Below are 23,842 nucleotides of genomic sequence, written 5' to 3' on the forward strand. Positions count from 1 at the left end.
ATTACTGGAAGTTCAGATTGAGCTTCTTCGTTCTCGCCGATAGATCCTCCCCCTCTGGGGGGGCAGAGGGCCGGAGGGGGATAGCGCGGCGTAGGCGGATCTACCCCCTCAGTCGCTTCGCGACAGCTCCCCCAGAGGGGGAGCATCTTTCCGCCGAGATGCTAGCCCTACCGCTTGCGATAGAGCTCCGCCTCGATGATCCCCAGCGCGCCGCCGGCCTTGACCTTCTCGGCGCCGGTGTCGAAGCCGGCCTTGGCGCCGGTGATCTCGACGATCTTGCCGAAGCCGTCGCGGTCGGCGGTGGCGCCGGTCAGGGCGATGCGCAGGCGCGAGCCCTTGGCGGCCTTCAGCGGCAGGGTCACGTAGCCCAGGCTCTTGGGGGCCTCGCCCTCGTAGACCACCTTGCCGTCCAGGGTGATGCGCAGCGGATAGGAGCGCAGACGCCAGCCGATCAGTTTCAGCGTGACCTCGTCGACCGTCTGGGCCTTGGCCAGGCGGTACTCGATCCAGGCGTTCTCCAGCTTGCCGTCGCTGGCCCAGTGGGTGGCCTCGTCGTCGTCGACGGTGGCGCCGGCCTTGTCGGCGTTCGAGCCCGCGGTGATCTCCACGGCCTTGAGCGTGTCGCGACGGACCTTGAAGGCCGGGGTCGAGGGCGTGGGGCCGCGCGCCAGGCTGACGGGCAGGAGCGGCGCCTCGCCGGGAGCGGCCACGGCGTCCAGGGTCAGCGTGGCGGGCTTCAGGCCCTCGGCCTTGGCGGTGACGATCACCTGACCGGCCGCCAGGGTCGAGCGCAGGGCAACGCGGTTGATCCCGCCCTCCACCGGCAGGGCCTTGGCCAGGATGTAGTTGTCGTCCTTGCGGTTGGAGCCGGCGTACTGGGTCACCGCGTCGACGCCGGCCGGGCCCTTGGTCACCGGCTCGCCCGAGGCCGAGACCGGCGTGTCGGTCGGCTTGGCGCTGCTCCTGGAGTCGCCCTGGGCGATGCCGCCGCGCCATTCGGCCGGCCCGGCCACGTCGAAGCTGACCGTGTCCAGCGCCGTCGGCACGCGCCGGCCCTGTGCGTCGACGGCTTCGACGTCCACGAGGGCGATGTCGGCCGCGTCGGCCTTCCAGCCGCCCGGACCGGTGCGCGGGGTCAGGCGAAGGGCGACCGCCGGACCGGTGGTGACCCGCTCGTCGCGGGCCGTTTCCTTGCCCTTGGCGTCGCGGGCGATGGCGACCAGCGTCCCGGGGGCGTAGGCCACGCCCTTGAAGGTGAACAGGAAGCCGTCCGACTTCGCGCCCTTGCCCAGCGACCTGCCGTTCAGCACCAGCTCGACGCTGTCGGCGCTGGAGACCACCTGTACGTCCTTCACCACGCCCGGCGCATAGTTCCAGTGGCCGACGATGTGGGCGCGCGGCTTTTCGACGTCGACCCAGCCGTCCCACATCACCTGGTGGGCGAAGAAGCCCTCCTTCCTGATGCGCATGGCGTCCACCTCGCCGCTGCGGCGATAGTTGTTGTCGCCGCGGAAGTGGGTGTTGCTGTCGGAGAAGATGATGTTGACCCCGCCGGCGCTGACCCGATCGCCGCCGCCAGGGCGCTCGCGCCAATAGTCGAACCAGCGGCGCACGGTCTCGGCGACCATGCTGTCCTGGTTGCGGTTGTAGTCGGGGCTGTCGGCGTGGAACGGCGGGGTGAAGGCGTCCTGGAACTTCCGCGCGGACTCGTCGCGCGAATACTCCATGGCCCACATCGGCTTGCCGGCGCTCTTGTTGATGTAGAGCATCTCGCCGCCGTACTCGGCGACCTTGCTGTCGAGCATCTCGCGCGAGCCGATGGCGCGGCCGCCGTGCGGGTCCAGCTGGTCGCGCACCGCCTTCAGCTGGGCCATGTGGTCCTCGCTGATGTTCTCGTTGCCGCCCTCGTAGAAGATGATCGACGGATTGTTGCGGAAGGCGACGATGGCGTCGGCCATGGCCTCGACCCGCTGGTCCCAGCGGCGCCCGGAAACGTCGCTTTCGGCGTCGCCGGCTGGCATGGCCTGCATCAGGCCCACGCGATCGGAACTCTCCACGTCCTGGCGGGCCGGAGCGATGTGCATCCAGCGCACCAGGTTGCCGCCGCTCTCGACCATCAGGCCGTTGGAGAAGTCGCTGATCCACGGCGGGATGTTGGTCCCGAGCGCCGGCCATTCGTTGCTGGTGCGCTGGGCGTAGCCGTGCACCTGGATGGCGCGGTCGTTCAGGAAGATGGTCCCGTTCTTGAACTCGGTCTTGCGGAAGCCGGTGCGGGTCAGGGCGCTGTCGACGACCTTGCCATCCTCCACCAGCTCGGTGGTCACCGCATAGAGATAGCCGTAGCCCCAGCTCCAGAAGTGCAGGTCAGACAGCCGCTGGCTGGCCGACACCGTCTTGGTTTCGCCCGGCGCGATGGTCACGGCCGGGGCGGTGAATTGGCCGGCCGGCTTGCCGTCGACGTCCTTCAGCGTGACCCGGTAGGCGAAGGTGCGGGGCCTCGCCCCATCGTTCCTCACCTGGCTCTCGGCGTGGATCGTGGCCTTGCGGCCCTTGATGTCGAACTGGTCGGCCCAGACATAGACGCCGGTGGTGCCCAGGCTGGTGTAGAGCGGCAGGGTCTGGTGCAGGTCGCCGGTCAGGTGCAGCCGCACCGCGCGGTGGATCCCGCCGTAGTTCACATTGAAGTTGTTGTTGTTCCACTGGAAGCCGCTGCCGGTGGCGCGCTCCTTGTACTTCCAGTCGTTGTCGACCCGCACGGCGATGACGTTGACGAACGGGGCGGGCTTCAAAAGCTTGGTCGCATCCACCCCGAAGGCCGTGGCGCCGTTCTCGTGGCCGCCGGCCCGCACGCCGTTGACATAGACGTCGCCGGCCTGGCGCACGCCCTCGAAGTCGAGAATGGCGCGGCCGCCCACCGCCGGGCCTTGATCCGCCGGCAGCACGAAGCGCTTGCGGTACCAGGTGATCCCGGTCGAGTGCTCGTGGATGTCGCGCGAGAACGCCTCGTCCTCGTTGAAGGCGCGGGGCAGGGTGACCGGCTTCCAGGCGGCGTCGTCGAAGGCGGCGGCTTCGGCGCCCAATAGTTCGCCGGTGGCCATGCGCCAGCCGTCGTTGAACGGGGTCTCGCCCGCCAGGGACGGGCCGGCGGCCAGGGCCAGCAGGCTGGCGGCCCCCAAAAGCGTCAGCGAACGGGTCAGCGGGCGTCGCATGGACCTCTCCCTATATTGGTCAGGCCAATTTATCGTTGGGCGGAGATGTGGCTTGACCGATGCGTGCTGTCAAGTCGATGCGCGTTGTGGGTGGCGTCACCGCCGCGCCTGCGCTATACGCCGCCGCGATGACCCGCACGCCGCACCACCACGGCCACCACCACCATCCGACCTCGCCTCGCGGGATCGGCCGGGTCCGCACGCTCTAAAGCCGAGCGACCCAGCCAGAGCCCCGCCTAGCGGATGGGGCTTAAGTGCAAGCGCCATCCGTCGAAGCCTAGAGATCTCTAAGGACCGACGATGACCGACGCTTCCGACGACACCAAGAACCAGGACTTCCGCCCCGAGGCCCGCGCCCCGCGCGGCTTCGCCGACAAGCGCGCCCGCGACCTGCGCGCCGAGAAGTCGATCCTCGAGGCCGTCTCGGCCGTCTATGAGCGCTACGGCTTCGAGGCGCTCGACACCGGGGCCTTCGAATATGCCGACGCGCTGGGCAAGTTCCTGCCCGACAGCGATCGCCCGAACGAAGGCGTCTTTGCTTTGCAGGACGACGACGACCAGTGGATGGCCCTGCGCTACGACCTGACCGCGCCGCTGGCCCGCTTCGCCGCCCAGAACTGGGAAACCCTGCCCAAGCCCTTCCGCCGCTACGCCTTCGGTCCGGTGTGGCGCAACGAGAAGCCCGGCCCGGGCCGCTTCCGCCAGTTCATCCAGTGCGACGCCGACACCGTCGGCTCGGCCCGCCCGGAAGCCGACGCCGAGATCATCGCCATGGCCGTCGAGGGCCTGGAGGCCGCCGGCCTGCCGCGCGGCGCGGCGGTGCTGAAGATCAACAACCGCAAGCTCCTCAACGGCCTGCTCACCCAGGCCGGCGCCACCAGCGAAGGCCAGAAGCTGGCCGTGCTGCGCGCGGTCGACAAGCTGGACCGCCTGGGCGTCGACGGCGTGCGCCTGCTGCTGGGCGAGGGCCGCCTGGACGACAGCGGCGACTTCACCAAGGGCGCGGGCCTGGCCGGCAAGGCCATCGACTCGGTGCTCGACTTCGTCCAGGCGGGCGTCGGCGGCCGTTCGGCCACCCTGAACAACATCGCCAAGGTCGTGGCCGGTTCGGCCGAGGGCGACGAGGGCCTGGAAGAGCTGGCCAAGATCGACGCGGCCCTGACCAGCCTGGGCGTCGCCGACGACCAGGCGATTATCGATCCGTCGATCGTGCGCGGCCTGGAATACTACACCGGCGCGGTGTTCGAGGCCGAACTCCTGCTCAGCACCACCGACGAGAAGGGTAACAAGGTCACTTTCGGCTCGATCGGCGGCGGCGGCCGCTACGACGATCTGGTGGCCCGCTTCACCGGCCAGCCGGTGCCGGCCACGGGCTTCTCGTTCGGCGTCTCGCGCCTGGCGGCGGCCCTGCGTGCGGCCGGCCGCGAGCCGGCTTCGGCCGCGCGTGGTCCCGTCGTGATCATCAATTTCGACCAGGCCCACATGGGCGAGTACTTCGCCGTCGCCGGCCAGCTGCGCGCGGCGGGCATCCCGGCCGAGGTCTATCTGGGAACCTCGGGCATGCGCCCGCAGATGAAGTACGCCGACCGCCGCCTGTCGCCGGCCGCCATCATGCTGGGCGGCGACGAGATCGCCGCTGGCACGGTGACGATCAAGGACCTGGACCTGGGTCGCGAGCTGGCCTCGGGCGTCGCCGACAACGCCGCCTGGAAGGCCGAGCGTCCCGGCCAGCAGACCATTCCGCGTGGCGACCTCGTCGCCGCCGTCAAGAAGATCATCGGGGGCTGATCCGTTGAGGCTAGAGCGTTCCATCCCGGCGGAGGCGCTCGACGCCATCCGCGCTCCGTTCCTTCTCGCCGGGGCCGTCCCGACTGACGCCCCGGTGCTGCAGCCGCTGGGCCTGCTGCTGGATCTCGCCGGCGAGGCCATGCGCTCGCGGCTGTTCGTCGTCTCCGGCGACGGCGGCGATGAGGCCTGCCTGCGTCCCGACTTCACCGTCGCCGTGGCCCGCCAGCACCTGTCCTCGGGCGCTGCGGCCGGCCGCTATCTCTATGAAGGCAAGGCCTTCCGCGTGGCCCCCCGCGGCAGCGACCGGGCCGAGGAGTTCCTGCAGATCGGCGTCGAGGCCTTCGAGGCCGCCGATCCGGTGGCCGCCGACGCCGAGATCGCCGCCCTGGCCTGGGCCGGCGCCGCGGCCGGCGGCCGCGACGACCTGACCCTGCTGCTGGGCGACGTCGGCTTGTTCGCCGCTTTCGTCGACAGCCTGGACCTGACCCCGCCGCTGGGCGCGCGGCTGAAGCGCACCTTCTCGCGTCCGCGCCAGCTGAAGGCCGAGCTCGAGGGCGAGGCCGCTCCGGTGGTCTCCAGCGAGCGCAGCCGCATCGCCGCCCTGCTGGCCGGCCTGCCCGAAGCCGAGGCCGCAGCCGTGCTGCAGGAGCTGTGGTCCCTGGCCGGCATCGAGCCGGTCGGCGGCCGCCGTCCGGCCGAGATCGCCCATCGCCTGGTCGAGAAGGCCGAGGTGGTGAAGGCCGGCCGTCTGTCGGCGGATCAGGCCGACAAGGTTCGCGCCTTCCTGGCCGTCGGCGATGCGCCGGGCGCCGCGCTCGACGCCATCGCGGCCCTGGCCGGTCCCAATCGCGCCCCGCTCGACGCGGCCATCGAGGGCTGGCGCAAGCGCCTGGCCGGCATGGTGGCGCGCGGGGCGCCCGCCGACCGAATGAGACTGAACGCCGCCTTCGGGCGCGCCTTCGGCTATTACGACGGCTATCTCTTCGAGGTGCGAAGCGCCGCCCTCGGCGAGGAACGCCCGGTCGCCGCCGGCGGCCGCTACGACGGTCTGCCCGCCCGCCTGGGCAGCGAGACCAAGACCGGGGCCGTGGGCTGCATGGTGCGCCCGGCCCGCGCCTATGCCGGAGGCGGCGAATGACCGCGCAGACCCCCATGATCTTCGCCATCCCCTCCAAGGGTCGCCTGAAGGAACAGGTCGAGGCCTGGCTGGCCGAATGCGGTTTCCGCGTCGAGATGACCGGCGGCGCGCGCGGCTATTCGGCCGAGCTGTCGGGCCTGCCCGGCGTGTCGGTGCGTCTGCTGTCGGCGGGCGACATCGCCGCGGGTCTCGACAGCGGCGACCTGCACCTGGGCGTCACCGGCGAGGATCTGCTGCGCGAGCGCGGCGACGACATGGATAGCCGGGTGATGCTGCTGCGCGCCCTGGGCTTTGGCCGCGCCGACCTGGTGGTGACCGCGCCCAAGAGCTGGCTCGACGTCGACACCATGGCCGACATCGACGAGGTCGGGCACCTGCACTTGGCCAAGACCGGCCGCCGCCTGCGGGTGGCCACCAAGTACGTCACCCAGACCCGCGCCTTCTTCGCCAAGCACGGCGTCGCCGACTATCGCATCGTCGAGAGCAGCGGGGCCACCGAGGGGGCGCCGGCCGCGGGCGCGGCCGAACTGGTGGTCGACATCACCACCACCGGCGCCACCCTGGCCGCCAACGGCCTGAAGGTGCTGTCCGACGGCGTCATCCTCAAGAGCCAGGCCCAGCTGACCGCTTCGCTGGTCACGCCGTGGACGGAGGGGCAGCTGGATTGCCTGGCTCGCCTGCTGTCGGTGGTCGAGGCCAAGGGCCGGGCGCGCACCCTGGCCACCCTGGTCTGGCCGGCCGAACAGGATGCCGCCGGCCAGGCCGCGGTCGCGCCGTTCGTCGAGGCCGGGGGTTCGCGCCGGGCCAACGGCGCCCTGCTGGCGACCGGCGACCTGTTCGCCGCCGCCGCGGCCCTGGCGCAAGCGGGAGTCGAGCCGGTCACGGTCTCGCGTCCCGACTACGTGTTCGAATCCCGCTCGGCGGTGCTGGAGGCGCTCAAGGGCCGTCTGAAGGGCTGATATTTGACAAGTATGTCAAAAATTACCGAACCAAACGGTGATTAGTTTGACTTAGGCGTCCAAACTACGGGCTTGATGTCAAAAAAACGTCGAACCCCTTATGGAATCTAGATCGTTGCCGTTGACACGATCTCGGTTTTGCCGTTTTCTGACTGGGCAAGAGAGAAACGGGTCCACAGAGAACCCCCTCTCTTCGGCGTTTCGGGGAGGAAACGCCCGCCTAGATCGAATGATCGAGAAATAGCCAGACCCGCTGCGTTTATCCCCCGCAGCGGGTCTTGGTGTATCTGGGCCCTGGTTTCTCTTTTCGACAAAAGAGTCAAAAATGACGAACGCGCGTTTAAGCGCGACCGTTGTTGGTTCGCCGTGTCTGCATCTCGTTCGTCATCCCGGGCGGAGGGCCGCGTAGCGTAGACCCGGGACCCAGGGGACTGGGCGCGACGCTTGAACCATCCTTCCAAGCCGTGGCCGACGCCCCTGCGTCTCGGCTCTTCGCTGCGCTACGGCCGGGATGACGCGGAGGGCGACTACGCGCCCAGGTCCAGCGACCAGATCTGGTCGACCAGGTCCTGGCCGAACCGCCGGCAGGGCGCCTCCTCGATCACCTGGAAGCCGGCCTGCTGATAGAGCCTGCGGGCGGCGCTCAGGGTCTTGACGGTCCACAGGTCCAGCCGCTGGTAGCCCAGCGCCCGGGCGCGAGCGACGCAGGCCTCGACCAGCATCCGGCCCACGCCCATGCCGCGGGCGTCGGGCTCCACATAGAGCAGCCGCAGCTTGGCGGCGCCGGGCGTCTCGCCGCGCACGAGGAAGATCGAGCCGACCATCGCGCCGTCGGCCTGGGCGATCCAGGCGTCGTCCTTGGCCGGATCGAAGCCTTGGTGGAACCTGGCGACGATCTCGGCGATCAGGGCCTCGTGGTCGCGGCCCCAGCCGTACTCTTTGGCATAGAGCAGCCCCTGGCGGGCGACGACCATGCCCAGGTCGCCGGGCTCCAGGCCGCGCAGCCTCGCCACCGGCGGGGCGTCGTCCTCGAACACCGCGGTGATGTCGCGCGCCGCCGCCAGCAGGCGGGCGCGGCGCAGCGGATGCAGGCCGTCGATCAGGCCGCCGACGCTGGCCTTGGTGTTGGCCTCCAGGGTCGCGAAGGCCGAGGCGCCCTCGTCGGTCAGCGACAGCAGCTGGTGGCGGCCGTGGGCGGGGTTCTCGCGCGTGGTGACTAGGCCGCGCTCGGCGAAGCGCTTGAGGGTGCGGCTGACCTGGGCGGGATCCAGGCCCAGGGCCCGGACGATCTCCGCGGCGACGGGGTCGGTGCGGGTGGCCAGCTCGTACAGCACGCGGGCCTCGCTCAGCGTGAAGGGGCTGCCGTCGTAGCTGGTGTCCAGCAGGCCCAGCCGGCGGGTGTAGGTGCGGTTGAAGGCCCGCAGGGCGGCGACGTCCTGGTCGTGCTGGCTGGTCATGGCGACTCCAATGTTGATGGAGTCAATATTCCTTAGTGTTGACTGAGTCAATAATCCGGTGGCGCGGCGGGCTTCGTGTCGCCAAGCGCTTGCCTGCGGTCCAGATAGGCGTCGAGCCGCCTTGCTGAACCTTCCCTGTCGCGCAGCGCCAGGACGCCGCAGAGCGACAGGACCAGGCCGACGAGGCCCGCCAAGGCCGGATAGATCCAGTAGAGCGCCGGATTGTGGGTGTGGCCGTGGCTTTTCCGGTGGAGGACGATCTCTTCCAGCAGACGGGTGGCCGGCTCGAAGATCGGCCGCCAGCGCCACAGGGCGAAGATGATCGCGGCCGACAGCAGCGGGGCGCCGAGTGTGAACGCCCAGAGGCGTAGGCGGGCGTCTTCACCTTGCGGCCGCATGGCTAAAGCCCCAGACCCTCGACCGATCGTTCCGCCAGCTTCGCGGCCGCGGCCGGGCTGATGGCCACGGCCTTGCGGGCGTCGAGGTCGAAGGTGATGGCGCTGACGGTGGAGGTTCCGAAGGGCTGGCCGGTGTCGGGGTTCAGCAGCCAGTGGGCGCAGCGCATGACCCGGCCTTCGCTGCCGATCAGGCCCGAGCGCACTTCCAGCCGGTCGCCCAGGCGCGGCCAGGCCAGATAGACGATCCGGTACTCCAGCACGGCCCCGCCCACCCGACCGGGCGGCGGCTCGGCCGTCTCGGCGACGATGTCGCGCAAGGGGGCGATGAAGGCGCCGATGCCGTCGGACACCCGGCCGATGAACTGTTCGGCCCGCATCCGTCCGAAGGCGTCGCACTCGCCGGTCGACAGCGCGCCCAGGCTGATGCGGGTCAGGCCAAGATCGTCGGCCCGGGCCAGCGAGGCCTGGGGGACGGCGGGCGAAAGGTCGACGCTGCGGGCCTGGGCGCGCTCGGGAACCTCGACCTTCAGCGTCTCGGCGCGTTCACGGACGATCGTGGGCCAGGGGAAGGCCTCGCCCTCGCGCGGGGTCACGTGGGCCACGGTGGTCTGGAAGGTCGCCGCCAGTTCGCCGGTGGCCGAATGGACCAGCAGCTGCAGCAGCCTGGCCTCGGTCTCGCCGATCTCGATCACCCCGCCCAGCATGTGCAGCGGCGCGCCGGCGTGGGCTTCCTTCAGGAACCGGATGTGGTGTTCGCGGACCACCAGGGTGGCGTTGGCGTGCGGGGTGAAGGCGTGGGGCAGGCCCATCTCGGCGGCCAGCCCGACCAGCCCCTCCATCGCCCGGACGACGTAGAAGCGCACGTTCATGTGCCCCATCTCGTCGCAGTCCCAGGTGTTGACCCCGCCGCGCCAGATCTCGACGCCGGGCAGTTCCGGTATGGGGGTCATGTGGGCTTCCTCGTTTCGAGGTCAGCCTAGACGGCTTTTCCGCGCCGCCGCAATCGCGGGGCGCCGGCGCCTATTCCTTGCAGTCGGCGCAGCGGCCGTGGGCCTCGATGGTCACGCCGGTCAGGGCGTAGCCGGCCGCCTGGCCCGCGGCGATGATGTCGGCGGTGGCTTCGGGCTCGAACTCGCGGGTCGCGCCGCAGCAGTCGCAGATCAGGAACGCGGCGGCGTGGCCGTCGGCCTCGCGCCGGCAGGCGACGTAGGCGTTGAGGCTTTCGATGCGGTGGGCGAAGCCCTGCTTCTCCAGGAACTCCAGCGCGCGATAGACGGTCGGCGGCTTGGCCGGCGGACCGTCGACGGCGAAGGTCGAGATCAGGTCGTAGGCCTTCACCGGCTGGCCGGCTTCCAGCAGCAGTTCCAGCACCCGGCGACGCGGGGCGGTCAGGCGCTGGTCGGCCGCCGAGCAGCGAGCCTCGGCCGCCGCCAGTTCGGCGGCGAGCGCGTCCCCGGCGACGCCGTGGTGGTGATGGTCGTGATCGCACGCAATGTGGGCCATGGGCCACAGGTAGAGGTCGGGAGGGCCCTGCGCAAGCTACAGCAGCGGCCGGGCCACCAGGGCGCTCTCGGCGTCGCACCGCAGCTTGTCCGGCGCCGCTGCGGTGCGGCGCACGGCGGTCATTTCGGCGCGCACGGCCGCCAGGTCGGCCTTGAAGGCGCGCGAGGTCTTCAGCGCCTTGTGCAGGTTGCGGGCGTTACGGCGACCGGCCTCGACCGAGCTCATGTTGTGCACCCCGCAGACCACCCGGCTCTCGCCGAACCCCTGGGCCCTGGCCAGGATCGCCGGGGCGCGGTCGGGGGCGGCCTCGGCCAGCAGCAGCCCGACGCTCCAGCCCCAGGTCGAGTGGCCGGACGGATAGTCGGGCGACACGGCCAGGCCCACCGTCTTGGGCAGGCAGATCGGGGCGTCCTCGAACAGGTAGGGGCGGGGGCGCAGGTGCTTCCACTTGGGGCCGGCCACGGCGGCGCGCACGTCGCCGCGCATGCGCTCCATCATCGCCGCCAGCTTCGGGTTGGTCTGTGGCGTGATGCTGGCTCCGAGCGCGCAGGCGTAGCCGTCGAGGATGCGGCTCTTGTCGGCGTCGGCCTGGGCCAGCGACCAGCGGGGTCCGTCCTTCAGCGGGCGGGTGGCGCGGAAGATCTCGCGGTCGCGGCGCTCGGCCGGCGTGCCCTCCTTCGGCGGCGGGGGCAGGTGGTCGCGGGCGTCGAAGGCGCGCGGGTGCAGATAGCGGTCGTCGTCGTCGCCGGGCAGGGCGGCGCAGCTGGCGAGGGCGAGCGCGGCGACGGCGACGGTGGGCAGGCGCATAGAAAAAGGGTCCCGGAAACGGCTTTCCGGGACCCTGCAATCTCAGCCTTGGCCGATCAAGCTTACTTGCCGAACAGCTTGTTCCAGCGCGGCTTCTCGCGGCCCTTCCAGGCTTCGCGGTGGTAGGCGTCGCTGGCGATCAGCGGAACCACGGTGGTGGCTTCGGCGAAGACCATCTGTTCGTAGGTGGTCGAGACCTTGCCCCACGAGGCGGCTTCCTTGAGGGTCGAGGACGAGCAGGCGCCGTCGCGCACGTCGGCCACCGTGATCTGGATGGCGTACTTGTGCATGTCGGCTTCGACGCCGAGGATCTCGGCGCAGACGACGGTGTCCTGGGCGAAGTTCTTCGGAACGCCGCCGCCGACCATGAACAGGCCGGTGGTGCCGGCGGCGATCTTGACGTCCGTCAGTTCACGGAAGTCGGCCACGGCGTCGATCATCAGGTAGGGCGCCTTCTCGGCGATCTTTTCCTTCTGGTGCTTGACCAGGCCGAAGCCGGCCGAGCTGTCGACGAAGGCCGGGCAGAAGATCGGCACGCCTTCTTCGTAGGCGGTCTGGATCAGGCTGCCTTCCTTCTTGGCGTTGCCTTCCGACAGCCACTTGCCCATCTCCCAGATGAACTCGCGCGAGGAATAGCCGCGCGGCTCCAGGCGGTTGCAGATCTCGAGGATCGTGTGGTCGCAGGCCTGCAGCTCTTCTTCGTCGATGTAGGTGTCGTAGATGCGGTCGATGTAGTTGTCGCGCAGGACGTTGTCGTCCACCGGGCCGGCGGCCTGATAGTGCTTGAAGCCGAGGGCTTCGAAGAAGTCCATGTCGACGATGCTGGCGCCGGTGGCGACCACGGCGTCGATCATGCCGTTCTTCACCATGTCGCGGTACACGTGCATGCAGCCGCCGGCCGAGGTCGAACCGGCCAGGATCAGCCAGGTCGAGCAGCCCTTGTCGGCCAGGGCCATGTTGAAGATATCGGCGGCGCGGGCGGTGTCGCGCGAGCTGAACGACATCTTGCGCATGGAGTCGATGATCGGACGGGCGTCGTAGCTCGTGATGTCGACGTGCTCGACGACGTTCTGGAGCAGCTCGGCCTTCTGGTTGTTCGGAACGGGAGCGTTCATCGCTTCGGTTTCCCTGACTTTGGACGCCCGTCGTTGGAACAAGGCCATCTGCCGGGACGGAGCGACCGGCAGGTGGAAAATGCGAACCGCACTCGACGTCGTCATAACGTCGAGCGCGGCGCGCGGTTTAACTCAGAAACTTCAAAGTGCTTAGTGACGATTTCGCGTCGTGCGTCCTTCGAGGCCCGCTGCGCGGGCGCCTCAGGATGAGGAAGTCAGTGCAAGGAGGTCCTCATCCTGAGGTGCGAGCCACCGGCGAGCCTCGAAGGACGCACGGTGGTCGACACTCAAATCAGCGACGGCGCTTGCGCTTGCCGGCCGCGCCCTTGGGACGCGAGAAGCGCACGACCTTGCGTTCCTCGGCCTCGGTGCGGACCACCGGGATCGAACGCTTGGCCAGGCCGTACATCGAGGCCATCGGCGCGTCCTGCACCTCGACGGTGTCGGTCTCGCCAAAGCCGTTGAAGCGGGTCGACATCGCAACGCCATAGGCGCCCAGCATGCCGATCTCGATGTAGTCGCCTTCGTCCACGCTTTCCGGCAGCCAGAACGGGCCGGGCATGTGGTCGACGCTGTCGCAGGTGGGGCCGTAGAAGCGGAAGGGCTTGAGGCCCTCTTCCACCACTTCGCCGTTCTTGCGGTACAGCTTCACCGGGAAGGGCCACTTCATGTGCGCGGCGTCGAACAGCGAGCCGTACGACCCGTCGTTCAGATAGAGCGCGTCGCCCTTCTTAAGCTCGACCTTGACCAGCAGCGACGAGGCCTCGGCGCACAGGGCGCGGCCCGGCTCGCACCACAGCTCGGTGGTCTCGTGGACCATCATCTCGGCGAAGCCGCGGTCGATGGCCGCCAGGTATTCCGACAGATCCGGCGGGACCATGCCCGGATAGATCGACGGGAAACCGCCGCCCACGTCGACGACGTCGGCCAGCACGCCGGCGCGAACCAGCGCCCGCGAGGCCTGGGCCATCGCCGCCTGGTAGGCGGTGGGGCGCATGCACTGGCTGCCGACGTGGAAGCTCACGCCCATCAGGTCCTGCGTCGAGCGGCGCGCCGCCAGCAGCAGGGCCGGGGCGTTGTGCAGATCGACGCCGAACTTGCCCGACAGCGAATAGGCCGCGCCTTCGGCCTGCACGCCCATGCGGACGATCAGGTTCAGGTCCTTGGCCTGGCCGGTGCTGTCGATGATCTTGGCCAGCTCCTCGTGCGTGTCGAACGAGAAGGTGCGCACGCCGTGGTCGAAATAGGCGGCCGAAATGGCGCGCCGGCTCTTGACCGGGTGCATGAAGGCCATGCGCGAGCCGGGAGCGTGCTCGGCCACGAGCTCGATCTCGGCCACGGACGCGACGTCGAACGACCGCACGCCGGCGCTGGCCAGCTCGCGGATCACCCACGGGGAAGGATTGGCCTTCACCGCGTAGAAAACGTCGCCTTTGAATTCAGACTGGAACCAGCGCGCCGCTACCGACACCGCGTCCGGTCGCACGAGTGCGACAGGACGTTCCGGTGACCGCTCACGGACCAGGTCCAGGGGCGTGTGGTACGTGGACAATGCACGTAACCCCCTGTTGGAAGTTAAACCCAGGCCGGCGTTAGCAGCGCTTTAGAGGACTTCGGGTCCGCCGGAGCCGTGCGAAATAGGGGCGATTTCCGGGGATGTAAAGTCCCTTTTGAACGAGACCGCCGAGACGAATTGATCCACCGGGCGTCACAAATCCGTTGCGTGCACGCAGCAAAGCAGGGAACGGATTTGCCCGCGCTGGAAACCACGTTAAGGATTCGTCCCGACCATGACGTCGGACCCTGTTCTCTCGATCCGCGCCGTATCCAAGACCTTCGGGTCGCGGAAGGCCCTCAACGCCGTTTCGCTCGACGTGGCGCGGGGCGAGATGATTGCGCTCATCGGTCCTTCGGGCTCGGGCAAGTCGACCCTGCTGCGCTCGATCGACGGCCTGCAGACCATCGACCCTCCAAGTGAAGAAAATGGGGGCGAGGGCGTGATCACCGCCTTCGGCGGTCCCGTCCAGGCCAAGGGCCGCGTTTCGGACCAGGTGCGCAAGGCGCGCATCCGCATCGGCTTCATCGCCCAGCAGTTCAACCTCGTCGGCCGGCTGTCGTTGTTCAGCAACGTGGCGCTGGGATCGCTGGGCCGCATCCCGCTGGTGCGCGGCCTGTTCGGCGCCTGGCCCAGAGAGACCCGCGAGGCGGCCATGGCGGCCCTGCACCGCGTGGGCATCTCTGACTATGCGGGCCAGCGCGCCAACACACTTTCGGGCGGCCAGCAGCAGCGCGGCGCCATCGCCCGCGCCCTCGTCCAGAGGGCCAAGATCATCCTCGCCGACGAACCGGTCGCCTCGCTCGACCCCGTGTCGGCGCGCAAGGTCATGGAGATCCTCCGCGACCTGAACGCCAGCGACGGCCTGACCGTCATCGTCACCCTGCACCAGGTGGACTACGCCCTGCGCTACTGCGACCGGGTCGTGGCCCTGAAGGCGGGGCAGAAGGTCTATGACGGCCCGGCCGACGCGCTGGACCGTGACAAGCTCATCGAAATCTACGGCCCGGAATTCGAGGACGTGTTCTGGGAAGGAGCCCCGCAATGATCCGCCGCAGCCTGATCGCCGGCCTGATGCTGTCCGGCCTGGCCCTCGCCGCCTGCTCGGGCCCGTCCGAGGCGCCCGCAGCCAAGGACACGGTCAGCTTCTCGATCCTGTCGACCGAGTCCGCCCAGAACATGGAGAGCTACTGGAAGCCCATCCTGGAGGACATGGAAAAGCAGACCGGCCTCAAGGTGAAGCCGTTCTTCTCGACCAACTATTCCTCGCTGATCGTGGCCATGGGCGCCAAGCAGACCGACCTGGGCTGGTTCTCCAACCAGTCGGGCCTGGAGGCCGTGCGCCGCTCGAACGGCGAGGTCTTCGCCCGCACCTTCGACCCCTCGGGCGTTGATGGCTACAAGTCGGTGATCATCGTCCCCAAGGACAGCAAGCTGACCCTCGAGCAGCTTCTGAAGTGCGACAAGTCGCTGAACTTCGGCATCGGCGACAAGAAATCGACCTCGGGCACCCTGGCGCCGATGACCTATGTGTTCATCCCGGCCGGCAAGAAGCCCGAGACCTGCTTCAAGCAGGTGCTGACCGGCAACCACCAGAGCAACCTGTTCGCCGTGGCCAACGGCAAGCTGGACGCGGCCACCAACAATTCCACCAGCCTGCGCCTGAACGCCGAGCGCAAGGACGGCCAGTCCGAGAAGGTCAAGGTGATCTGGGAGTCGCCGACCCTGCCGGAAGACCCGATCATCTGGCGCAAGGACCTCGACCCGGTCGTGAAGGAAAAGCTGCGCCAGTTCTTCCTGACCTACGCCCAGGGCGACACGCCCGAGGCCGCCAAGCAGCGCGAGAACCTCAAGCGCCTGTCGATCGGGGGCTTCAAGCCGGCCGACGATTCCCATCTGCTGACCGTGCGCGAGATGGAGGCGCTGGAGAACTTCGGCCTGGCCAAGGAAGGCGGCGACGCGGCCAAGATCGCCGACGCCCAGAAGAAGCTGGACGGCATCCGCGCCGAACGCCTGGCCGCCGAGGCCAAGGCCGGCCTGCCCGCCAACTGACGATGAGCGACGCTCCGATCCCGGCCCCGCCGAAGCGTTCGACCTCGGCGCTCGCCTTCGACGTCCTGTTGTGGGGCGGCGTGGCGCTGCTGCTGATCATCAGCTTCAAGCCGGCCGAGATCGACAAGTTCCCCGAGCTGTTCGCCGGTTCGGAGCGCATGCGCGAGTTCGCGCGCGGCTTCTTCTCGGCCTTCACCGATCTGGACGCCTTCCTGGCGATGGACTGGTCGCTGTTCGTCGCCAAGATGTGGGAGACGATCCAGATGGCGTTGTGGGGCACGGCGCTGGCCGTGCTCGTCGCCGTGCCGCTGGGCATTCTCGGCGCCCGCAACATCACGCCCTGGTGGATCCAGCAGCCGGTGCGCCGCCTGCTCGACCTGATCCGCTCGATCCCCGACCTGGTGGTGGCGCTGATCTTCATCACCGCCGTGGGCCTGGGGCCGTTCGCCGGCGTCATGGCGATCATGTTCAACACCGGCGGCGTGCTGGCCAAGCTGTTCGCCGAGGCCGTGGAGTCGATCGACAAGGGGCCGGTCGAGGGCGTGCGCGCCACCGGCGCGGTCAAGCTGCAGGAGATCGTCTGGGGCGTGATCCCGCAGGTGGCCCCGCTGTGGACCAGCTACGCTCTCTATCGCTTCGAAAGCAGCGCCCGCTCGGCCACCGTGCTGGGCCTGATCGGGGCCGGCGGCATCGGCCAGATCCTCATCGACTCGATCAACGCCTTCCAGTTCGACCAGACCGGCTGCATCGTCCTGGTCATCGTGGTGGCGGTGTCGATGATCGACCTGCTGTCGCAGGCGATCCGTTCGCGCCTGCTGTAGGCGTCGCGCGCCGCTTCGCCTTTGAAATTTCCAGCGACGGTTTTGTGTCACCCGCCAAGCCCGCGCGCCGTCCGGCGGCTTTGGCGGGGACGGAGCGCTCGCGCCCATCTCGCGGCGAAGATTTCGCGAGCATGACTGCCCGTGTCCTCAAGTATATCGCCGCGCCATCCGGGGCTTTTAAGTCGGCGAATCCGCCATGGGCGGCGGGCGAAGGTCTCTAGGGCGAACCGGCGGTTTCAGATCTAGTATCGTCCGTCAAAAACGAACGTTGTTATCTACAATTTATGCATGAGTGCGGCGGCCTGTATCGGCTGTGGCGCAAATTTATCACGTCTTGAAACATACATATTGGTGTCGCCGAAGCGTCATCGCTGGCGTTTTATCCCCCGCCCCACCAAGAAGGGGTACACATTCATGCGTAAGTATTTCGAAGGCGCGGCCATCGCCGTCCTCATGCTCGCCACGGCGCAAGTTGCGTACGCCGCCGATGTCGCGCCCGCCGCGCCTGCCGATGACGCCACCGCGCTGGACAACGTCGTCGTCACCGCCACCAAGCGCGAAACCAACCTCCAGAACACGCCGATCGCCATCTCGGTGCTGAGCGCCACGGCCATGGCCGACCGCCACGCCGAAAGCCTGATCAGCCTGCAGGACGGCGCCATCCCGTCGCTGCGCGTCGCCACCTTCGAGGCCCGCCAGTCGGCCCTGACCATCGGCATCCGCGGCATCGTGCCGTTCGACGCCAACCAGACCGCCCGCGACCAGGGCGTCGGCGTCTATATCGACGGCGTCTATCTGGGCCGCCAGCAGGGCCTGAACGCCGCCCTGCTTGACCTGGAGCGCATCGAGGTGCTGCGCGGCCCGCAAGGCACGCTGTTCGGCCGCAACACCGAGGGCGGCGCGCTCAGCATCGTCACCAAGGCCCCGACGGGCGAGTTCGGCGGCCGCGTCGTCGCCGGCTTCGGCAACTACGGCTCCTACACCGGTGAACTGCACCAGGACTTCCAGGAGTTCGCCAACCTGTCGGTGAAGGTCGACGCGCTGCTCCAGCACCAAGACCCGACCACCAAGAACCCGCTGGAAGGCCAGGCCGGCTGGAACCAGTACGACCGCAAGGGCGGCCGCATCAGCGGTCTGTACCGCCCGAACGACAAGTTCAGCGCCCTGGTCGCCTTCGACTACGCCAAGGACGAGAACACGCCGTTCTTCAGCCAGCTGGTCAGCTACAACCCCTACGGCAAGCGCGTCCGCACCCAGGCCGAGATGCTGGCCGCCGCCAGCGCTCCGGCCGGCACGATCAACCCGCTGTCGCCGCTGGTGAAGGTCCGCACCGACCGCCAGTCGGTCTCGGACATCGGCACGATCCAGCAGCCCAGCGTAGACGAGACGGGCGGCCTGATGGCCAACCTGAAGTACCGCTTCGCGCCGAACCTCGAACTGCGCTCGATCACCGCCGCCCGCGCCGTCGCCACCAACCAGTGGGACAACTCGGGCATCGAGTCGCGCAACGTCTTCGCGCCGAACGCCAACTTCGGCCGCTACAGCCTGTCGGACCTTTATCAGCGCCAGTTCAGCCAGGAGTTCCAGCTGGTCGGCGACTTCGGTGACAACTTCACCTATGTCGGCGGTCTCTACTACTTCAAGGAACACGTGAAGGAATCGGCCGCCACGCCGTTCACCAACCAGTGGAACGCCGACGGCACCGCCTACACGATCCGCTCGGCCTACGGCACCTCGAAGGCCGCGGCGGGCACCGCCGGCTGGCAGCGCGGCACGCGCTTCATCACCCGCGCTTCGGAAGCCGACGCCGAGAGCTACGCGGTCTACGGCCAGGGCACCTACACCCCGCCGTCGATGGACGCCCTGCACCTGACGCTCGGCGGCCGCTACACCAAGGACACCCGCGACGGCACGCTCTACATCGTCAACGGCAAGGCCACGAACTTCAAGTTCGACTACGACAAGGGTCGCTTCGACCCGATGATCAACGTCGCCTACGACGCCGCCGAGAACATCAACCTCTACGCCAAGTTCTCGACCGGCTACCGCGCCGGCGGCGCCAACGCCCGTTCGTCGAACTTCCAGGCCTTCGATCCGGAAACGGTGAAGTCGTATGAAGTCGGCGCCAAGATGGACCTGCTGGACAACCGTCTGCGCGTGAACCTGGCCGCCTACGCCATGGACCGCAAGGACACCCAGATCGACTTCGACAACGTCGACACCACCCCCGGCAGCCCGACCCAGGGCGCGCACACCGAGGAAACCCGCAATGCGCCGGGCACCTCGAAGATCCGCGGCTTCGAGGCCGACATCACGGCCAAGCTGACCGACGACATCCTGGTCGGCTTCTCGTACGCCTACACCGACGTGAAGGTGCCGGACGCGCCGTTCCCCTTCACCGGCAACTCGGTGGTTCCGCAGGGCACGCCGTTCCCGGTCAACGTGGTCTACACGCCGCCGAACGCCGCCTCGGCCTATATCGACTACAAGAAGCCGGTCGGTTCGATGACCTTCCGCGCCCACCTGGACGCCAACTACGCCGACGCCCAGTACTCGTTCCAGACCGAGTTCGCCGACACCTCGGCGACCGCTTCGCGGACCGAATACGTGGCGGTGAAGACCGACAGCAGCTTCATCGTCAACGGCAACCTGACCCTGGCCGACATCAGCATGGCTGACGGCGCCGCCTCGGCCAGCCTGTCGCTGTGGTCGCGCAACCTGCTCAACGAAGAGCACATCTACCGCATCTCGGCCGCCAACCGCGGTACGATCGGCGACTACGCCAACTTCAACCCGCCCCGCACCTACGGGCTGGAACTGCGCGTGAAGTACTAGGACCGGATGGTCCGCCCCCGGGTCTTCCGGGGGCGGAACGCAAGGTTTCGAGACAAGGCGAGGGCGGCCCGGCGACGGGCCGCCCTTCTGCTTTTCCGGCGCCCGGCCAGAGCCTCCAGGAGGGACCGGTCCGTCTGTGAGCGGAGGTTTCGCCGCGCCGCCGGCGCCCCGTTCGCGTTGGCGATATCACAGTTCATCGAACAAAAATCAGTTGTCGCCGACTTGTCTTAAATCGGTGTCCGAACCGTCACGAGCCCCCGTTAAAGCCCCAGAACGTCGTTATCCCGCCCGCGAGGGGCTCGGGAAAACAGGCGCAAAACCTAGAGGGGGGTGTCTCGTAATGAGTGTCAGTGCCTCTTTGCTTTCCCGCTCGGCGCTGGGCTTTTCGCTCGCCCTGGGCCTCGCCGCCGCCGCCCAAGCCCAGGACCTGGGCGTCAAGTGGAGCGGATCTCCGCAATTCTCCAATGACGATGTGGCCTTCAAGGTCCGTGGTCGGATCCTGCTGGACGCCGTGTTCCAGGACGTCGAGCGCGACGGCCCGGGCGGCGACTTCGACACCCGCAACGTGCGCGGCCGCCAGGTCTTCCTCGGCGTCGAGGGCAAGCTGAACAACTACTTCGCCTACAAGGCCGAGGGCGGCGCCGTGAACGGCGGCGCCTGGGCCTGGGACGACGTCGTCATCGAGTACAAGCCAAGCGAGCCGGTCTCGCTGCTGTTCGGCAACATCAAGGCCGCCGGCCTCGAGAACCTGACCTCGACCCGCTTCATAACCTTCATGGACCGTGGTCCCTACGGCGACTTCGGCGTCGATTCCTACCTGCTGGGCGTGGTGGCCAAGTATCAGGGCCTGAACTACAGCCTGACGGGCGCGGTGCAGGGCGCGCCGATCAACACCGTCGACCTGGCCAACGCCAACGCCGACTCCAAGGAACGCCTGACCCTGACCACCCGCGCCCACTGGGCGCCGGTCAATGGCGACCTCGACAAGCTGCACCTGGCGCTGTCCTACCGCTACCGCAATCGCGGCGACGAAGGGGCCTTTGTCTACAGCGGCCGCACCAACACCGCCTACAGCAACGCCACCTTCTACACCTCGGGCGGCATCGGCAATCGCGACAACACCCTGGCCTTCGAGGGCGCCTATGTGCACGGGCCGTTCTCGGTGCAGGGCGAGTACGCCTCGATCGACGTCACCCGCCTGGGCGGCGCGGCCGTCGGCGGCGATCCGAAGATCAAGGTCGGCTACGCCTACGTGACCTTCTGGCCGACGGGCGAGATGCGCAACTACGACGCCATGGCCGGCGAGTTCAAACGCCCCAAGATCCTCAACCCGGTCACCGCCGGCGGCTGGGGCGGCGTCGAACTGGCCCTGCGCTACGACATCGCCGACACCACCGAGGCCTACGAGACCCTGAAGACCAAGCCTGCCACCTCGCAGGCCGGCGAGTACAAGGGCGTCACCTTCGGCCTGAACTACTATCCGACCTCGTACGTGCGCTTCCAGGCCAACTACACCGACGGCGACGTCGACAACTTCGGCGCCAACCAGGACTACAGCATCAAGCAGTTCCAGCTGCGCGCTCAGCTGGACTTCTAGGACCGCGTCTCGCCGGGCGAGCCAGACGCGCGCGCCCGGCTCCATCCTTTCCCTGTCAGGAAATCCAAGATGAAGAAGCTCCTGTCCTGCGCGGCCGCCGCCGTCGCCCTGTCGGGCCTGGCCGCCGTTCCCGCCCACGCCGCCCGCGACTATGTCTGGGCCGCCGGCTCCTCGACCGTGTTTCCGTTCGCCACCCGCACCGCCGAGAACTTCGCCAAGAAGTCCGGCAAGAAGGCCCCCAAGGTCGAGAGCCTGGGCACCGGCGGCGGCATCAAGCTGTTCTGCGGCGGCGCGGGCGAGGGCTTCCCCGATATCGCCAACGCCTCGCGTCCGATGAAGAAGAGCGAGTTCGACGCCTGCGCCGCCAAGGGCGTCAAGGACATCATCCAGATCAAGATCGGCTTCGACGGCATCGTGGTCGCCACCGACAAGGACGGCGCCGACTACAACTTCAAGACCGAGCAGCTGTTCCTGGGCCTGGCGGCCAACGTCTACAAGGGCGGCCAGTGGGTGAAGAACACCACCAACAGCTGGGACGACGTCGGCGGCGGTCTGCCGGGCAACAAGATCCTGGTCTACGGCCCGCCCCCGACCTCGGGCACCCGCGACGCCTTCGTCGAGCTGGCCATCGAGGCCGGCGCCCGCAAGTTCCCGTCGATCGACGCCATCCGCTCGGACAACGAGAAGCTGTTCAAGGCCAAGGTCGACCCGCTGCGCAACGACGGCTGGATCGACGCCGGCGAGAACGACAACGCCCTGGTCGGCACCCTGACCAAGACCCCCGGCGCGCTGGGCGTCTTCGGCTGGTCCTACCTCGAAGAGAACATGGACAAGATCAAGGGCGCCTCGATCAACGGCGTGCGTCCCTCGGCCCAGACCATCGCCGACGGTTCCTACCCGCTGTCGCGCTCGCTGTTCATCTACGTCAAGAAGTCCAACATCGGCGTCACGCCGGGCCTTGAGGACTTCCTCAAGGAGTTCACCTCCGACGCCGCCACCGGTCGCGGCGGCTACCTGCAGGGCCGCGGCCTGATCCCGCTGCCGCCCGGCCAGCACCAGGCCCAGAAGGACGTGGTGGCCAAGAAGACCGCGATGGCTCGTCCGGCCTCGTAGAAAGGGGCGCTTTTCGGAGCGGTTTTCGCTCCGCGACCGAAGATTGCGTCGCGGTCCTATGGGCCGTGGCGTTTTCTTTTGTATAGTGCGCCCTGGTCCGCCCGCGCCGCGTAATGAAAGTCTGGGCCGTGGCCGCCGTCCGGCGCCGCGTCACTTGCCCCTAGGGACAATGATACTCCTCGCGCTCGCCGTCGTTCTGTTCCTCGTTCTGCTGAACGGGGTTTTCGCCATGTCCGAACTCGCGGTGGTCTCCGCGCGCCGGGCCAGACTACAGAGCCAGGCCGACAGAGGGGACCGCGGGGCCAAGATCGCCCTGTCCCTGGCCGAGCACCCGACCCGCTTCCTCTCGGCCGTGCAGGTGGGCATCACCCTGATCGGCATCCTGGCCGGCGCCTACGGCCAGGCCACCATCGCCGGCGCTCTGGACAAGTGGCTGGAGCCGCAGCCGGTGATCGGCCCGCATTCGGAGATCATCGCCACCACCATCGTCGTCGTGGGCCTGACCTACGTCTCGGTGATCCTGGGCGAGCTGGTGCCCAAGCGCCTGGCCCTGATCTTCCCCGACACCATCGCCCGCGCCATGGCCCCGTTCCTGGCCCTGGTGGCCACTGTGCTGCGCCCGTTCGTGACCCTGCTGACGGTGTCGACCGCCGCCATCCTCAAGCTGATGGGCGTGCGCGACGAGCGCAACAGCGGCATCACCTCCGAGGAGGTCGAGACCGTGCTGGCCGAAGGCGCCGACGCGGGCCTGATCGAGCCGGAAGAGCGCTCGATGATCCAGGAAGTGCTGCGCCTGGGCGACCGGCCGGTGCGCGTGGCCATGACCCCGCGCCGCGACCTCTACTGGATCTCGCTGTCCGACGAGCCCGAGGCCGTCCTGGCCGAGGTGCGCGAGTGCCCCTATTCGCGCATCGTCGTGGCCCTGGAAGGCGACCTCGACGGCGAGATCGGCGTGGTGCTGAAGAAGGACCTGCTGGACGCCTGCCTCGGCGGCGAGCCGCTGGACCTGCGCGCCCACATCCAGCAGCCGATCGCCATCCCCGAGACCATGTCGCTGCTGCGCGCCATGGCCGTCTTCAAGCAGACCTCGCTGCACGTGGCTCTGGTGGTCGACGAGTTCGGCTCGGTGCAGGGCGTCATCACCCCGATCGACCTCCTGGAGATGATCGCCGGCGACTTCCCCGAGGATCACGACGAGGGCGAGCGCCGGATCCTGCGCCGCGAGGACGGCAGCTGGCTGGTCGACGCCCGCCTCGACATCCAGGAGCTCAACGACGCCCTGGGCGAGAACTTCGAGGCCGAGGGCGGCTATCACACCGTGGCCGGCCTGATCCTCGACCGCCTGGGCCGCATCCCGGCCGAGGGCGAGATCCTGCACCTGGGCGCCTTCGACGTCGAGATCGTCGACATGGACGGCTCGCGCATCGACAAGGTCATCCTCAAGGCTGGCAAGGGCCGCGAGGGCGACGACGACTGACGGCGTCGCGAGGGTAGG

The 23,842-nt window shown here is 68.4% G+C and carries 19 protein-coding genes; 11 read left to right on the forward strand and 8 right to left on the reverse strand.

Annotation, left to right across the window (positions count from 1 at the left end):
- Nucleotides 1–167 precede the first annotated feature (167 nt).
- Nucleotides 168–3,209 carry a DUF4982 domain-containing protein gene (locus tag G5B46_RS11825; protein WP_165258884.1) on the reverse strand — a complete coding sequence of 1,014 codons (3,042 nt, stop codon included), beginning with the start codon at nt 3,207–3,209 and terminating at the stop codon, nt 168–170.
- Between the two features lie 59 nt (nt 3,210–3,268).
- Here G5B46_RS11825 and G5B46_RS11830 point away from each other — a divergent pair, with 59 nt between their 5' ends.
- From G5B46_RS11830 to hisG, 4 genes are all read left to right on the forward strand, one after another.
- On the forward strand, nt 3,269–3,418 hold the full coding sequence (locus G5B46_RS11830; RefSeq protein ID WP_165258885.1) for a hypothetical protein: 150 nt from the start codon (nt 3,269–3,271) through the stop codon (nt 3,416–3,418).
- 91 nt (nt 3,419–3,509) lie between these two features.
- Complete coding sequence (hisS, locus tag G5B46_RS11835; protein WP_165258887.1) at nt 3,510–4,997, forward strand: histidine--tRNA ligase; 1,488 nt, start codon at nt 3,510–3,512, stop codon at nt 4,995–4,997.
- Nucleotides 4,954–6,135, forward strand: a complete 1,182-nt coding sequence (locus tag G5B46_RS11840; RefSeq protein WP_165258888.1) for an ATP phosphoribosyltransferase regulatory subunit — start codon at nt 4,954–4,956, stop codon at nt 6,133–6,135. The genes hisS and G5B46_RS11840 overlap by 44 nt, the downstream gene beginning before the upstream one ends.
- Nucleotides 6,132–7,094 carry an ATP phosphoribosyltransferase gene (hisG, locus tag G5B46_RS11845; protein ID WP_165258889.1) on the forward strand — a complete coding sequence of 321 codons (963 nt, stop codon included), beginning with the start codon at nt 6,132–6,134 and terminating at the stop codon, nt 7,092–7,094. The genes G5B46_RS11840 and hisG overlap by 4 nt, the downstream gene beginning before the upstream one ends.
- 527 nt (nt 7,095–7,621) lie before the next feature.
- Here the strand turns inward: hisG and G5B46_RS11850 are convergent.
- From G5B46_RS11850 to G5B46_RS11880, 7 genes are all read right to left on the reverse strand, one after another.
- The gene (locus G5B46_RS11850) at nt 7,622–8,551 is read right to left on the reverse strand and encodes a helix-turn-helix domain-containing GNAT family N-acetyltransferase (protein ID WP_165258891.1); all 930 of its coding nucleotides are present in this window, start codon (nt 8,549–8,551) and stop codon (nt 7,622–7,624) included.
- Between the two features lie 47 nt (nt 8,552–8,598).
- Nucleotides 8,599–8,949, reverse strand: coding sequence for a hypothetical protein (locus G5B46_RS11855; RefSeq protein WP_165258892.1), 351 nt, complete (start codon nt 8,947–8,949; stop codon nt 8,599–8,601).
- Nucleotides 8,950–8,951: 2 nt separating this feature from the next.
- The gene (locus G5B46_RS11860; protein ID WP_165258893.1) at nt 8,952–9,899 is read right to left on the reverse strand and encodes a thioesterase family protein; all 948 of its coding nucleotides are present in this window, start codon (nt 9,897–9,899) and stop codon (nt 8,952–8,954) included.
- A 70-nt stretch (nt 9,900–9,969) separates the two neighbouring features.
- Nucleotides 9,970–10,452, reverse strand: a complete 483-nt coding sequence (locus tag G5B46_RS11865; protein WP_165258894.1) for a Fur family transcriptional regulator — start codon at nt 10,450–10,452, stop codon at nt 9,970–9,972.
- A 36-nt stretch (nt 10,453–10,488) separates the two neighbouring features.
- Nucleotides 10,489–11,259, reverse strand: coding sequence for a phosphatase PAP2 family protein (locus G5B46_RS11870; RefSeq protein WP_165258895.1), 771 nt, complete (start codon nt 11,257–11,259; stop codon nt 10,489–10,491).
- A 62-nt stretch (nt 11,260–11,321) separates the two neighbouring features.
- Entirely contained in the window at nt 11,322–12,416 is a 1,095-nt protein-coding gene (locus tag G5B46_RS11875) for a deoxyhypusine synthase (RefSeq protein ID WP_165258896.1), read from the reverse strand.
- 250 nt (nt 12,417–12,666) lie between these two features.
- Nucleotides 12,667–13,926, reverse strand: coding sequence for a type III PLP-dependent enzyme (locus G5B46_RS11880; RefSeq protein WP_165258897.1), 1,260 nt, complete (start codon nt 13,924–13,926; stop codon nt 12,667–12,669).
- A gap of 238 nt (nt 13,927–14,164) precedes the next feature.
- Here G5B46_RS11880 and phnC point away from each other — a divergent pair, with 238 nt between their 5' ends.
- From phnC to G5B46_RS11915, 7 genes are all read left to right on the forward strand, one after another.
- Entirely contained in the window at nt 14,165–14,977 is an 813-nt protein-coding gene (gene phnC / locus G5B46_RS11885) for a phosphonate ABC transporter ATP-binding protein (protein ID WP_165258898.1), read from the forward strand.
- Nucleotides 14,974–15,981 carry a phosphate/phosphite/phosphonate ABC transporter substrate-binding protein gene (gene phnD / locus G5B46_RS11890; protein WP_165258899.1) on the forward strand — a complete coding sequence of 336 codons (1,008 nt, stop codon included), beginning with the start codon at nt 14,974–14,976 and terminating at the stop codon, nt 15,979–15,981. Before phnC ends, phnD begins: the two co-directional genes overlap by 4 nt.
- A 2-nt stretch (nt 15,982–15,983) precedes the next feature.
- On the forward strand, nt 15,984–16,802 hold the full coding sequence (gene phnE, locus G5B46_RS11895) for a phosphonate ABC transporter, permease protein PhnE (protein WP_165258900.1): 819 nt from the start codon (nt 15,984–15,986) through the stop codon (nt 16,800–16,802).
- Nucleotides 16,803–17,216: 414 nt separating this feature from the next.
- Complete coding sequence (locus G5B46_RS11900; RefSeq protein WP_165258902.1) at nt 17,217–19,637, forward strand: TonB-dependent receptor; 2,421 nt, start codon at nt 17,217–17,219, stop codon at nt 19,635–19,637.
- Nucleotides 19,638–19,977: 340 nt separating this feature from the next.
- Nucleotides 19,978–21,234, forward strand: a complete 1,257-nt coding sequence (locus tag G5B46_RS11905; RefSeq protein ID WP_165258904.1) for a porin — start codon at nt 19,978–19,980, stop codon at nt 21,232–21,234.
- A gap of 69 nt (nt 21,235–21,303) precedes the next feature.
- Nucleotides 21,304–22,347 carry a substrate-binding domain-containing protein gene (locus G5B46_RS11910; RefSeq protein ID WP_116569529.1) on the forward strand — a complete coding sequence of 348 codons (1,044 nt, stop codon included), beginning with the start codon at nt 21,304–21,306 and terminating at the stop codon, nt 22,345–22,347.
- 169 nt (nt 22,348–22,516) lie between these two features.
- A complete protein-coding gene (locus G5B46_RS11915; protein ID WP_165258906.1) occupies nt 22,517–23,824 on the forward strand; it encodes a hemolysin family protein in 1,308 nt (435 codons plus the stop codon).
- Nucleotides 23,825–23,842 lie beyond the last annotated feature (18 nt).

This window comes from Caulobacter sp. 602-2 (genome assembly GCF_011043625.1).
Taxonomy (GTDB): Bacteria; Pseudomonadota; Alphaproteobacteria; order Caulobacterales; family Caulobacteraceae; genus Caulobacter.